At 33.8% G+C, this 13,077-nt stretch carries 12 protein-coding genes; 9 read left to right on the plus strand and 3 right to left on the minus strand.

The window, feature by feature from the left end; translation table 11 throughout:
- Positions 1–12 precede the first annotated feature (12 nt).
- A complete protein-coding gene (locus tag CA2559_RS03930) occupies positions 13–1,548 on the minus strand; it encodes an HAL/PAL/TAL family ammonia-lyase (protein ID WP_013186548.1) in 1,536 nt (511 codons plus the stop codon).
- A 98-nt stretch (positions 1,549–1,646) separates the two neighbouring features.
- Between CA2559_RS03930 and CA2559_RS03935 the strand changes: the two genes are divergently transcribed.
- Complete coding sequence (locus tag CA2559_RS03935; RefSeq protein ID WP_013186549.1) at positions 1,647–2,894, plus strand: NAD(P)/FAD-dependent oxidoreductase; 1,248 nt, start codon at positions 1,647–1,649, stop codon at positions 2,892–2,894.
- An 11-nt stretch (positions 2,895–2,905) separates the two neighbouring features.
- On the opposite strand, the gene galE is transcribed toward CA2559_RS03935, so the two are convergent.
- Together galE and CA2559_RS03945 are read right to left on the minus strand one after the other, a co-directional pair.
- Positions 2,906–3,928, minus strand: a complete 1,023-nt coding sequence (gene galE / locus CA2559_RS03940) for a UDP-glucose 4-epimerase GalE (RefSeq protein ID WP_013186550.1) — start codon at positions 3,926–3,928, stop codon at positions 2,906–2,908.
- 88 nt (positions 3,929–4,016) lie between these two features.
- Positions 4,017–6,083, minus strand: a complete 2,067-nt coding sequence (locus CA2559_RS03945; RefSeq protein WP_013186551.1) for a M13 family metallopeptidase — start codon at positions 6,081–6,083, stop codon at positions 4,017–4,019.
- A gap of 359 nt (positions 6,084–6,442) precedes the next feature.
- On the opposite strand from CA2559_RS03945, the gene CA2559_RS03950 reads away from it, so the two are divergent.
- The 8 genes from CA2559_RS03950 to CA2559_RS03985 all read left to right on the plus strand — a co-directional run bounded on the left by CA2559_RS03950 (position 6,443) and on the right by CA2559_RS03985 (position 13,051).
- Positions 6,443–7,663, plus strand: a complete 1,221-nt coding sequence (locus CA2559_RS03950) for a site-specific integrase (protein ID WP_013186552.1) — start codon at positions 6,443–6,445, stop codon at positions 7,661–7,663.
- A 40-nt stretch (positions 7,664–7,703) separates the two neighbouring features.
- Positions 7,704–7,937: a hypothetical protein gene (locus tag CA2559_RS03955; protein WP_013186553.1), complete on the plus strand. Its 234-nt coding sequence runs from the start codon at positions 7,704–7,706 to the stop codon at positions 7,935–7,937.
- A 24-nt stretch (positions 7,938–7,961) separates the two neighbouring features.
- Positions 7,962–9,362, plus strand: a complete 1,401-nt coding sequence (locus CA2559_RS03960; RefSeq protein WP_013186554.1) for a hypothetical protein — start codon at positions 7,962–7,964, stop codon at positions 9,360–9,362.
- A 114-nt stretch (positions 9,363–9,476) separates the two neighbouring features.
- Entirely contained in the window at positions 9,477–9,833 is a 357-nt protein-coding gene (locus CA2559_RS03965; RefSeq protein ID WP_013186555.1) for a helix-turn-helix transcriptional regulator, read from the plus strand.
- The gene (locus tag CA2559_RS03970; RefSeq protein ID WP_013186556.1) at positions 9,833–10,138 is read left to right on the plus strand and encodes a hypothetical protein; all 306 of its coding nucleotides are present in this window, start codon (positions 9,833–9,835) and stop codon (positions 10,136–10,138) included. The genes CA2559_RS03965 and CA2559_RS03970 overlap by 1 nt, the downstream gene beginning before the upstream one ends.
- Positions 10,132–11,400 (plus strand): DUF3987 domain-containing protein, encoded by a 1,269-nt coding sequence (locus CA2559_RS03975; protein WP_013186557.1) that lies wholly within the window; start codon positions 10,132–10,134, stop codon positions 11,398–11,400. The genes CA2559_RS03970 and CA2559_RS03975 overlap by 7 nt, the downstream gene beginning before the upstream one ends.
- Positions 11,401–11,581: 181 nt before the next feature.
- Complete coding sequence (locus CA2559_RS03980; protein WP_148232775.1) at positions 11,582–12,643, plus strand: DUF6371 domain-containing protein; 1,062 nt, start codon at positions 11,582–11,584, stop codon at positions 12,641–12,643.
- 24 nt (positions 12,644–12,667) lie between these two features.
- Positions 12,668–13,051 (plus strand): hypothetical protein, encoded by a 384-nt coding sequence (locus CA2559_RS03985; protein WP_013186559.1) that lies wholly within the window; start codon positions 12,668–12,670, stop codon positions 13,049–13,051.
- Positions 13,052–13,077: the final 26 nt, after the last annotated feature.

Here is a 13,077-nt window from a genome sequence, read left to right on the forward strand (position 1 = left end):
AAAAATAGAGTGTTAGTCTTGCTCTATTTCAGTTTCAATAATAAATGATTTTACCTTATTAACATAAGGATACATAACCACATCTTCTTTAAAAGCGGGAACTATTTCTCTTATTTGATCAAAGAAAACCTTTGTTTTAGAAGATACTTTGTCTTTTACATCTAAGAACTCAATGGCTTGAACAATAGTTATTAATTCAATAGCTACAACTTCAAAAGCATTTTCAATTACTTTCTTAGTGATTAAAGCAGCATTTGTGCCCATACTCACAACGTCTTGGTTGTCATTGTTGTTAGGTATGCTATGTACATACATTGGGTTAGAAAGCATTTGATTTTCTGCAGTAGTAGAAGTTGCAGTAAATTGAACACCTTGCATCCCAAAATTTAAACCAAGTTGTCCTAAATTCACAAAAGGAGTGAGAATATTATTTAGTTTAGAATTTAGCAGGTAATTAAGCTGTCTTTCTGCAAGCATACTCAACTTAGCAACTACAATTTTTAACTTGTCCATCTCTAAAGACACATAGTCACCGTGAAAATTACCACCATGATATACTTGTTTATCTTTAACGTTTACAATAGGGTTGTCATTTGCAGAGTTTACTTCTTCAATCAGTATTTTTTCGACCATATTTAAAGTGTCTAACACAGGTCCTAATATTTGTGGAACACAACGTAAAGAATAATATTCTTGTACTTTTTCTTCGAAGACAGTAACGTTCTTGTTGTCTTTATAAAGGTGATGCTCTCTTTTTCGAGTTAATTTGCTATCAGATAAATGGTTGCGCATCATTTCTGCAATATCACGTTGCCCAACATGCTTTTTTGTATTATTAAGCTCAAAAGATAAATGATCATCATAAGCTTGTACAATTTCATTTATAGCAGAAGAACAGGCAACCATCCAATGTAAAAGACGTCTTGTGTAGAGTGTGTTTACAATGCCAATACCTGTCATAACAGAGGTGCCATTCATAATAGCTAAACCTTCTCTCAACTCTACTTTAATAGGATTTAAATTGTCTTTGGTAAACACATCTTTGGTTAATAAGCGTTGGCCTTTAACAAAAACTTCGCCTTCACCTATTAAAACAAGAGCCATATGTGCAAGTTGTACTAAGTCTCCACTCGCGCCAACACCACCATGCTCATAAATTAAAGGTGTAATATCTTTATTTATTAGTTCTGCCATTAAAGCTACAACAGATTTGTGAACGCCAGAATTTCCTAAGCACAATGTGTTTAGTCTTGCTAACATTGCTGCTTTTACATAACGTCCTGTTAATGGGTTGCCAGTTCCAGAAGCATGACTTCTTATTAAGTTGTATTGTAATTGTATGCGTTGGGAGTCTTCAATCTTATATTGTGCCATTGGGCCAAACCCAGTATTTACACCATAAATAACTTTATTTTCAGAAAACGATTTTAAAAAATTGAAGCTTTCTTCAACAAGCTCTGTAACAGATTTATCTATGGTAATCTGTTCTTTATTAAAAACAACTTGGTAAAAATCTGAGATTTCTAATTTACCCTTTAGTGTAAACATGTATTATAATTCTTAGTGTTCTATTCGGGAAGAATAAATTTTAAAAATAATTTGAGCTACAAATGTATACTAAAACTAAGTATCTGTAATTTTAGGGCATGAAAAATATAAAAACAGATGTTCTTGTTATTGGAGCAGGACCTTCTGGATGTGTTGCATCTGCATATCTACAGGCTAACAACATAGATGTGTTAGTTGTTGAAAAAAGTAAATTTCCAAGATTTGTTATTGGAGAAAGTCTACTGCCTAGATGTATGGATCACTTTGAAGAGGTAGGACTTTTAGACTGTCTTAAGGCTGAAGGTTTTGAGGTTAAATCTGGCGCACGATTTATTAAAGGAAATAAAGTGTGTGATTTTGAGTTTGATAAGAAATTTAGTCCTGGTTGGGATTGGACATGGCAAGTGCCTAGAGCAGATTTTGACCACGCCCTAACAAACGAATTGCAACGAAAAGGAGTTTCAATATATTTTGAACATGAAGTTGTAGACGTTGAATTTTATAAGGATGGAAGCTCTAAGACTTCACTTAAAGACAGAAATGGTGTTATTACTGTGGTTGAAGCTAAGTTTGTAATAGATTCAAGCGGTCATGGAAGAGTTTTACCAAGATTATTGGGTCTAGACAAACCATCAAAAATACCTAAGCACTCGTCTTTATTTACCCATGTAAAAGATTTAAGAAGACCTTCTTCTTTAGAAGGAACAAGAATAACGTTTGATGTTATTAATAAGGATGTTTGGCTTTGGGTTATTCCTTTTTCTAATGGAATAACTAGTTTAGGTTTAGTAGGTCCTACAGACTACTTTGAAGATTTTAAGGGAACTACCACTGAAAAACTACAACAATTAATGGCACTTTCAGATTTTTATAACCCTAGATTTAAAGATATAGAATACGAGTTTGAGCCAAAAATGATTAAAAATATCTCAAAATCTGTAACAAAATTATATGGTAATGGGTTTGCATTAACTGGTAATAGTGCAGAGTTTTTAGACCCAGTATTTTCATCTGGAGTTACTTTTGCTACAGAGTCTGGGCTTTTAGCGGCTAAACTTGCAGCTAAAGAGATTACTGGAGAGAAAGTTAATTGGGAAACAGACTATAAGGATTACATTCTTTCTGGCGTCACTGTATTTTCAACTTATGTAAGTGAATGGTATACAGGTAATTTGCAAAAAATATTCTTTTATGATAAAATAAGCCCTAGTGTAAAAGCGCAAATTTGCTCTGTCTTGGCTGGTTATGTTTGGGATACTACAAACCCTTTTGTGAAAAACCATCATAGACTTGTAAAAACATTGTCTAAGGTCATAGACTTAGAAACTGAAGGCAATACAGATTAAACAATCTAGTCTTACTCTTTCTTGCTAAGGGCTAGTTCCCATTTCCAAGCACTCTTTAAAGCATTTTGTAAGCTGTATTTTGGTGTCCAGCCTAATACAGTTTTACTTTTAGTAGTATCTGCGTATGCTGCAATCACATCTCCTTTTCTTCTTTCTGCTATTTTGTAATTCAAAGATTTTTGATTTGCAGATTCAAAAGCATTTATAACCTCTAATACAGAATTTCCGGTTCCAGTACCAATATTAAAAACTTCATAATTGTCTTCGCTTTTTTTATTAAGAAGACGTTCCAAAGCTACAACGTGAGCTTCTGCTAAATCCATAACATGAATATAATCTCTTATACATGTACCGTCTTGAGTAGGGTAATCATCTCCAAACACAGAAAGTTCAGCACGCTTACCAATAGCTGTTTGAGTGATAAATGGAACTAGGTTTTGAGGTACACCTATAGGAAGCTCACCAATTAAAGCACTGGAATGAGCACCAATTGGATTAAAATAGCGTAATGCAATAGCAGAGAAATTTGGATATGCATTGCAAGTATCCTCAATTATTTGTTCTCCAACTTTTTTTGTGTTTCCGTAAGGAGATTCTGCTGGTTTTATAGGTGCACTTTCAGTAATAGGAAGTTTGTCTGCTTGTCCATATACAGTACAGGAAGAGCTAAAAATTAGTGGTGCAGACGCTATCTTTTGTAATTCTTGTAATAATGTGGTTAATGTGCCTAAGTTGTTTTCATAATAGGCTAGTGGTTTATTTACACTTTCTCCAACAGCTTTAGAAGCCGCAAAATGAATAACACCATTTATATCTTTATGCTTTTCAAAAAAAGATATGACGTCTTCTTTTTGTCGCATATCTATTTTTTCAAAATCTGGAGACTTACCGGTTATTTCGGTAATTCCTGCTAATACATCTAATGAAGAGTTGCTGAGGTTGTCAATAATTACAACGTCAAACCCTTTATTTTGTAAGGCTACTACAGTATGTGAGCCAATATATCCTAAACCACCTGTAACTAATATTTTCATAAAACAATTATACGATTTTCTTTATTGAAGAAAACAAAAAACCCTAGCGTTTATAGCTAGGGTTTTTTATATAAGTTCCGAAAAATTATTACCAGATTCTCACTCGTTTTTCTGGCTCTAAATACATTGCATCTCCTTCTTTAATATCAAATGCTTTATAAAATGCATCTACATTTAAAAGAGGTTGTGTAGCTCTGTAACGACCTGGAGAATGCGGGTCTGTCTTAATTTGAGAACGTAACGCTTCATCACGTTGTTTTGTTCTCCAAACAGTTGCCCAACTCATAAAGAATCGTTGTTCTGGAGTAAAACCATCAATATTTTCAGGGCGACCATTTTCTTCATAATATTTCTGAAGTCCGTCATAAGCACCTAATAAACCACCAAGGTCACCAATATTTTCACCAAGTGTAAATTTTCCATTTATGTAAACACTGTCTAACACCTCAACTTGGCTGTATTGTTCTGCTAAAGCATTACCGCGTTCAGTAAATTTATCTAAATCTTCTTTAGACCACCAGTTAACTAAATTTCCTTCTGCATCAAAACGAGAACCGCTATCATCAAAAGCGTGAGAAATTTCGTGACCGATTACAGCGCCAATTCCACCATAATTTACAGCTTCATCTGCTTTGTAATCGTAAAATGGTGGTTGTAGTATTGCTGCTGGAAATACAATCTCATTGTTAAATGGATTAAAGTATGCATTTACAGTTTGTGGAGACATTCCCCATTCTTTTCTATCAACCGGCTCATTTATTCTATCTAAGTTGTCTTTAATTTGCCAAGCAGCAACAGCAACCATGTTGTCATAATATGATTTGTCTGAAGAAACCTCCATTGTTGAATAGTCTTCCCACTCGTCTGGATATCCAATCTTAACAGTAAATTTGTCTAATTTTTCGATAGCTTTTGTTTTTGTGCTATCACTCATCCATTCTAATTTTTCAATTCTTTCTTGATATGCTTCAATAATATTAGCAATCATTTTTTCTGCTTTAGCTTTAGCTTCTGGCGGAAACTGCTTTTCTACATATAATTTTCCTACAGCTTCACCAACTGTGTTGTTTACTGTTGCTAGAGCGCGCTCATCTGCAGGACGTTGTTTTTTAGTTTCATTAAGATATTTGCTGTAAAAATCCCAATTTGCTTTTTCAATTTCTGTAGTTAAATAACCAGCAGATGTATTAAGTGTAGCCCATCTAAGTAACGTTTTCCACTCATCAATATTTCCAGTATTAAGTTTTTGCTGTACAACTTCCATATACTTTGGTTGCATAACAATTAAAGTATCTACATCTTTTTCTACTCCCATATCCTTTAACGCTTCTTCCCAAGAAATTGCAGGCACCATTTTTTGAACTTCAGAAATAGAACGAGGATTATTAAAGTTTCTGAAATCACGACTTGCAACCTTATCTAATCTTGGTGTAGCTAGCTCTGTTTCTAATTTAAGAATAGTTTCTGCTTGTTTGCGAGCTTCTTCTTCTGAGTCTCCTAAAAATTGAAGCATTCTTGTAATATGGTTAACATATTCTAATCTAATTTCCTTTGACTTAGAATCTGTATTTGTGTAATAATCTCTGTCTGGTAAGCCTAATGAACCTGGCGTAAGATATGCCGAGTTAATTGATGAGTTATTTGGATTAGAGAATGCTGCAAGTCCAAAGAAAGGTTGTGCAACTAATACCGCTTCTTCTGTAATTACTTTTTGAAAGTCTTCGGTAGAGTTTATGTTTTCAATTAATTTTAAAGCTGGCTGTAACGGTTTAATACCTGCTTCATCTCTTGCTACAGTATCCAGTTCAGATTCAAAAATAGCTAAAGCTTTTGCTTGGTCTGTGCTTGCATCATATTTGCCACTTTCTTTAGCTTCTGCTAAGATGTTAAGTACATTTTTATCTGTTGATTTACGTAAAACACCAAAACCACCCCAACGTGATTGGTCGTCTGGAATTTCAGTATTCTTCATCCAATTACCATTAACGTAATTGTAAAAGTCGTCTTTAGGGTTTACTGTGGTATCCATGTTTGAGAGGATGATACCGTGTTCTCCTTCATCTGCCTTGGCAACATCTTTGTTGTCTTTGCAAGACACAGTCACTAATGCAACAGCACAAGTAGAGAGTAAGAAAGTTTTGAAGTAGGTTTTCATTATTCTGTAGTTTGGTTTAAGTTATTTAAGAAAAATAATTAATTGCGACGCTAAAGTTACAGAATTGAAGCGATTTAAGTATAATTATTATAACATTGTTTATTGAAGTAAAAACAAAAAAGCCTTAACTAATAAAAGTTAAGGCTTTTGAGCTCCCCTTCTTGGACTCGAACCAAGGACCCTCTGATTAACAGTCATATTTTTATCACAAAACACCAAAATAACAAACGATGAAAAATGCTTTAAATTACTTGCAATACAATGATTTAATGTGAATAATATTTGATTTGTTATGTTTATTCTTTGCTTTATTGTGTTACATTTGTGTTACAATTGTGTAACAACATAAATAATAAGGTTTGAATATAGCAAGCACAAAAATTTACTTAGATAGAAATAGACCTAAAGAAAACGGAAAATGTTCTGTAAAAATTAAAGTTACATTCAACAGAAAACGAAAATATTTTGCTACTGGAGTTGATTTAACGCCTGATGAGTTTGAGCAAATTTTCTATGGTAAGCGTAAAAATCCAAAGCAAAAGGAAATTAAAAATCGCATAGAATACTTTGAGTCTAAAGCAGACGATGTTATTAAAGCTCTCAAAGTTTTTTCTTTTGATGCATTCAAAGAACACTACTTAGATGAAAGAAACACGACCGACAGCGTTTCATTCGCATTTGATAAGTACATTGAGAGTCTTAAAGTTGAAAAGCGAATTGGTACGGCTGTAAGTTATGAATGTGCTAAGAATAGTATTTCGAGCTTCAATAAGAACTTAACCTTTGCAGACATAACACCAAATTTCCTAAAGAAGTATGAAAATTGGATGCTTGAAAACCGCAACAGTATTTCAACAGTAGGTATTTATTTAAGAAGTCTAAGGGCTGTTTACAATAAGCAAAAGATTGACAAAACAGCTTATCCTTTCGGTAAAGAAAAATACACGATACCAACCAGTGAGAACACTAAAAAGGCTTTAACCATTGATGAGGTTGGAAAAATTTTTCATTTTGAGATTGAGCCGAACAGTACTAAAGAAATGGCAAGAGATTACTGGATATTCCTATACCTATGTAATGGTATGAACGTAAAGGATTTTTGTTTGCTTAAATGGAGTAATATTTCTGATAATATTATTAGATATTCAAGAGCTAAAACAAAACGAAGTCAAAAGAAACAAAAAGAAATAACCGTGGCACTCAAACCGCAAAGCCTTGAAATTATAAGAAAATGGGGGCAACCCTCAATAAACAAAGATGCTTTTATCTTTCCGCACCTCAACGATAAAATGAATGAAGTACAAAAAAGAGCTACGCATCAACAACTAACTAAAATCATAAATAAATACGTTAATCAAGTGGCAAAAGATGTAGGTATAAATAAAAAAGTAACAACCTATTTTGCAAGGCATAGTTTTGCGACTATTTTAAAGCGTTCAGGTGCTAATATCTCAATGATAAGCGATTTATTGGGGCATAGTGACGTATCTGTAACCGAAAGTTATTTAGGGCAATTTGAGGACGATAAAATACAAGAGCAAACAGACGTTTTAACAACAGCATTTGAAAAAGCTATGTAATTTTTTTACGCTTCACATTAATCACTAATTCAATTATAAAATGATAAACATTAACACCAACGGAAAAGGCGTGCCGTTTATACAACAGCGTGTTCTTACAGATACTGAAATGCTTAAAATTCTGAACAGTGATAAGTTTACTGGAGCTGAAAAGGAACAGGTTAGACAGCTTCAAAGGAATTTAAATAAAATGATAATTGAACAGGGCTTTTCTAAGGACCGTTTAATACCAATGATAGACAGCAATAACAAAACATTTATTTGGTTCGACTAAGGCGACCGTAAGTATAAAAGACAAATGATAGGACTTGTTAAAGATGATTGGCTAATTAACAATCATAATATTTTTGAATTACAACAGGATATCGAACTGTCAATATCTGTTATTCAATATGAAATACTAAACCAAATAGAATTAAAAGACATTAATTCCATTGAGAAATATTTAAGGTTTGAAGTTGATATATCTCAAGAAATATGGGGAACTGAAAACCTCACTATTGAAAAAGTCTTTGCAGATTTTTTAGGACTTGAAAGCATTAACCCCTTAGAACAAATAACGATTAAGATTAGTCAAGTTTTAAACTATTTACAATTATCCTTGCTTAAAGAATACTACGAAAATAAACACAAAAACATACTTACTTTTTCCCAGTATAAAACGCAATATAATTTATTGCTCCAAAGTTTTTTGAATTCAAATATTGATACAGATGAACAAGATTTTATTAAAGTTGAACTGAGCTTTTGTAATAAACTTATAACTGAACTTGATAAGCCTGTTTATAGCTTAATTAGCCCTTTAAATAAGATAATAGACAAGCCTTGCGATTTCAAGAAAAACCTTACAAACAGCATTGATAAACGTAAAAAATTCCTTGAACAAAAGGAAAAAGAAAAGCTACAACCAGTCAAAGAAAATGAAACTGAAAAGAAAATTGAAATTTGGTATTCCGAGTATGAGCTAAGACGGTTTATTGATATGGCTTTACGTTGGGGCATTGATGCAGTTTATAACAGTAGAACAGAAAACAACCCTTATTCTGTATACGACCATTTCGTGAAAAACGCCCGTATAAACTTTGATTTGTTTGCTCAACAATTAAATACGAAACTTACCGAAAATGAGAATTGGAAAGCAATAGAAATAGACTTAAACAATCGTTTTCTTATAGGACTAAAAAAGTACATTAATTGGTACAATGAGAATAGAAAAGAATTAAATAAATTTCAACCGTATTGCCCGTATTCTTTAATGCTCAATGTAATCGAAAGCACCAAAGCAGAAATTATAAAATACTTTCCTGATTTAGAAAATAAAGTCTTACCACCTCTACAAACCGAAATGCCAAAGCCTGAGCAAGACGAAGTTTTAAGTTTTCAAATAACACACCCTAAAAGAACTGAAATAGCTAATGCAATTAAAAGTAAATACAGAAGCTATAAAGGAAAAGATTTTAAAATACTTTATGAAGCTTTATTACAGTTAGATTTATTTCCTAAAAAAGGAAAAAGAAGCGTGTTTTTTAGATGTTTGCAAAACGAGGGTTATAATATCAATAACGTTCAAATGCTCGAAGATAAGCATTTTAAAAAAGGGCAAATTCTAAAAACAACAGATAAATATTTACTTTCAGAAGACGAAAGACAACGTGATGAGATAATTGAACATTTAAAAACAATAATTGAAACAAAGTAAATCACTTGCACAAAGTTGTATTTACTTGTATGCAAGTTTTTACAACTGAATATCAACAAGTTAAGTATAAAAACCATCATAGTTTTACAGCAGTATTAATTTAAAACTGTTGTAATGGAAAACTATTTAACTCACGACACCTTACCACAAGGAGTAACACAGCTAATTAAAGAATTTAGCGAACTCAAACGCCTGATAATTGAAAAACAGGAAACGAAACTCACCGAACAAGCCGAACAATGGCTTGACCTCAATGACCTATGTAAATACGACCCTGAAAAACGTGCCAAAGCGACTTGGTACAGCAAGATTTCGAGGGGCGAAGTGCCTTACCACAAACGAGGTAAAAAGGTCTATTTTCTAAAATCCGAAATTGATGCGTGGCTAAAGCAAGGCAAATGCAAGTCAAACGCTGAAATTGAACAGGAAGCCGAAGCGTATTTATCTAACAATAGAAAAGGGTTGAAATAATGAGAAACACTAATAACAACCCTTTGCATAAAAGACAAGACAAAGATAAGCGATTTAAGGCACAATTAAAGCAAGTTTACACAGCTTTGATGGCAAAGCCTATGACAATGAAAGAAACAGATGTTTACACAGGCGTAATGCGTGAAAACATTTGTAGATACATAGGTACTTTACGTGAAGAAGGTAGAATTGCATTGGTACGAAAACGTAAATGCACAATTACAGGATATAATAATGTTGGAGAATACACAGCAAATCCTGATTTATTCCCTGTTTCTAACCAATTAAAACTACCATTATGTTAGCAGATGTTATAGACTTAGAGATGAAAGAAAATACTAAAGGGTTTCCCTTAGATGTATTTCCTGATGCGATACAGGAACTAATTAAAGATGCTGAAAACACAAAGCTATTCAATCCTGATTATTTTAGTGCTGGCATCCTTTCGGCTTGCTCAACAGCAATTGGTAACAGCGTTTCATTATACAATGGGAGTTATAGCGCAAAGCCTATCCTTTGGATTTCAATAATTGGAAGCCGTGGCGTTGGTAAGTCTCATCCATTGGAGTTTGCAAAGGCTCCTTTGGAGCAAAAAGATAGTGATGCTTATACTTTTTATAAAACTGAATTGACTGAATATGAAAAACAGGAAGTCAAAGGAAAAAAGCCGAGATACTCAAAACTTATCCTAAATGATTTCACACCTGAAAAGCTGGCAGACGTATTACAGCATAGCGAAAAGGGTATCCTGATATTTCAAGATGAGCTGATGAGGTGGATTAACAGTTTTGACCAATACAAAAAGGGTGGCGACCAGCAGATGTATTTGAGTCTTTTCAACGGCTCTACATTAACAGTCGAGAGAGTGTCTAAAGAACCAATTAGAATTGAGCAAACTAACGTAAATATTATTGGTGGAATGCAACCCGAGATTATCAAACAGCTGGCGCAAAATAACAGAAGCGAGGACGGTTTCTTAGACCGCTTTTTATTTGTGTATCCTAAAAACTTGAAACCCTCACTGTATACAGGCAAAGATATTTCAGGCAGAAACAGGGAAAACTATTGGCGTTTTATAAATAACCTCTTAGATGTTCCTGAAATGACTATTAAGGCAAAAGCGGACAACGTTGAAACCTATAAGCAATGGCAACATCAAAAGATAACAGAATGTTTTGATGATACGATTGAGCGTGCTATTCAAGCAAAGATGGAAACCTATGTTTGGCGTTTAGCTTTGGTGCTTGAAATGATGCAACAGGCAACCCTTGGAGACTTTACTCCATCTTTGAGTAATGCAAGTCTAAGTAATGCCATAAGGCTTGCAGAATATTTCAGGGAAAACGCCTTGACCATCAATGACAAAATAACCGTAAACAATCCTTTGGAGGACATTACAGGCGACCAGTTGGAGCTTTACACGGAATTACCCTATGATTTCAAAAGAAGTCAAGTGCTGGCTTTATTTGAAGCCAAAGCCATAAAAGGTAGAAGTATTGACCGCTTCCTTAGTAAGAAAAAACTCTTTCAGAATTACAGACACGGACACTATAAAAAGAAACACTAATGACAATTTCGACAATTTCGACAATTTTGCACTTAACTCGTTGTATTTCATTCTATTGTGTAATTATTTTAAAATGGCAAATTGCCAACTTTGCCAAATACAAAAATAATATTGCCAAGTGTAAGCCATTGCTATTACTGCAATTTGTCGGAATTGTCAACTTTGCCAACATAATAATAAAATGACTCCATACAGATACATATTAGACACCTCGAGCAAAAAGTATAGATGCCCTAAATGCCAAAAGAAAACCTTTGTTTGTTTCATAGATACTGATACTGGCGAAGTGATGCCTGATGAGTTTGGCAGATGCGACAGGGAAAGCAAATGCAGATACTTTAATGTTCCTAAAAGTGAAATAAAAACTGATTTCAACTATGAGTACATACCACCAGCCAAGCCATCTTATCACGATTATAATTTAGTAATTGAAAGCGGACGTAATTTTAAGGCTAACAATTTCATTAAATTTTTGAAAAGCATCTTTAATGCTGATGAGGTTAAAGACACCATTAGACGTTATTTAATTGGCTCTACTAAGTATTTCGAGGGCGGTACAGTCTTTTGGCAGATAGACGACAAGCAAAATGTAAGGCACGGAAAAGTAATGGCTTACGATGCTACAACTGGAAAGCGTTCAAAGGATGCAAACGGCAAAGCACATATTAATAGTGTACGCAGTATAATGAAGCTAAAGGATTTCAATTTGAAACAATGCCTGTTTGGGTTGCACTTAATCAATGAAACTAACTGCAAAAAAATTGCTTTGGTAGAAGGTGAAAAGACCGCAATAATGATGAGCATTTTTAAGCCTGAATACCTTTGGTTGGCTACTGGAAGCAAGCACGGTTTCAAATACGAATACCTAAAGCCGTTAAAAGGATTTGAAATTGTAGCGTTTCCTGATAAGAGCGAATACAGCGACTGGCTGGCAAAGGCTAATAAGGTTAAACGTTATGGCTTAGATGTTTCTGTTAGTCAATGGATGGAAACAACAGCTTATCCTGATGGAACTGATTTGGCAGACGTGTATTTAATGGAGCGTAAAAAGTCAAGTCCTGAAACACCTCAACAATTTTCAAAACTGGAACAAGATGAGACGGTTAAAAAAAGTGAAAACCGCATTTATTCAACAAGTGAAAAGATATTGAAAAAACTTGCTTGCATTAACCCTAATGTATTGGAACTCGTAAAGCAATTTGAATTGACCGACATTAATGGAATTGCATTAAAAGTACAATAGCAACTCACTAACAACTCTAAAACAATGGGAAAAGAAAAAAACTTTGGTACTAAGATTAACTCTAACGGGTTTAGTAAAAATCCTGAAAATATTAATAGGAAAGGGAGACCAGTCTCTATAAGGCAAAACTTAAAAGATATGCTGGAGAATGAGGGAGAGCTTAGAGTAGACCCTGAGAACGTTATAAGCGTTAATAAAGACGGCAGTGTATCTATAAAGCTCCCTAAGACTGATGCAATAACGTATAAGCTTATGGACTGGGCTATTAATGGAAACGGAAACGAAAGCATTAAAGCTATACAGATAATGCTGGAGCAGATAGACGGAAAACCAAATAAAACAATTGATGTTAATGAGAGGTTAGAGATACCTCTTATAGATATTCCTATAACACGCTGGGTTGAGTAATTACTTAACTTGTATTTGTAGTATTT

It is taken from the genome of Croceibacter atlanticus HTCC2559 (assembly GCF_000196315.1).
GTDB classification, from domain to species: Bacteria; Bacteroidota; Bacteroidia; order Flavobacteriales; family Flavobacteriaceae; genus Croceibacter; species Croceibacter atlanticus.

What these genes read in the sequence shown, in the direction of transcription:
- CA2559_RS03930 (WP_013186548.1), bottom strand. Translation starts at nt 1,548, where the DNA reads ATGTTTACACTAAAGGGTAAATTAGAAATCTCAGATTTTTACCAAGTT.
- CA2559_RS03935 (WP_013186549.1), top strand. Translation starts at nt 1,647, where the DNA reads ATGAAAAATATAAAAACAGATGTTCTTGTTATTGGAGCAGGACCTTCT.
- galE (WP_013186550.1), bottom strand. Translation starts at nt 3,928, where the DNA reads ATGAAAATATTAGTTACAGGTGGTTTAGGATATATTGGCTCACATACT.
- CA2559_RS03945 (WP_013186551.1), bottom strand. Translation starts at nt 6,083, where the DNA reads ATGAAAACCTACTTCAAAACTTTCTTACTCTCTACTTGTGCTGTTGCA.
- CA2559_RS03955 (WP_013186553.1), top strand. Translation starts at nt 7,704, where the DNA reads ATGATAAACATTAACACCAACGGAAAAGGCGTGCCGTTTATACAACAG.
- CA2559_RS03960 (WP_013186554.1), top strand. Translation starts at nt 7,962, where the DNA reads ATGATAGGACTTGTTAAAGATGATTGGCTAATTAACAATCATAATATT.
- CA2559_RS03965 (WP_013186555.1), top strand. Translation starts at nt 9,477, where the DNA reads ATGGAAAACTATTTAACTCACGACACCTTACCACAAGGAGTAACACAG.
- CA2559_RS03970 (WP_013186556.1), top strand. Translation starts at nt 9,833, where the DNA reads ATGAGAAACACTAATAACAACCCTTTGCATAAAAGACAAGACAAAGAT.
- CA2559_RS03975 (WP_013186557.1), top strand. Translation starts at nt 10,132, where the DNA reads ATGTTAGCAGATGTTATAGACTTAGAGATGAAAGAAAATACTAAAGGG.
- CA2559_RS03980 (WP_148232775.1), top strand. Translation starts at nt 11,582, where the DNA reads ATGACTCCATACAGATACATATTAGACACCTCGAGCAAAAAGTATAGA.
- CA2559_RS03985 (WP_013186559.1), top strand. Translation starts at nt 12,668, where the DNA reads ATGGGAAAAGAAAAAAACTTTGGTACTAAGATTAACTCTAACGGGTTT.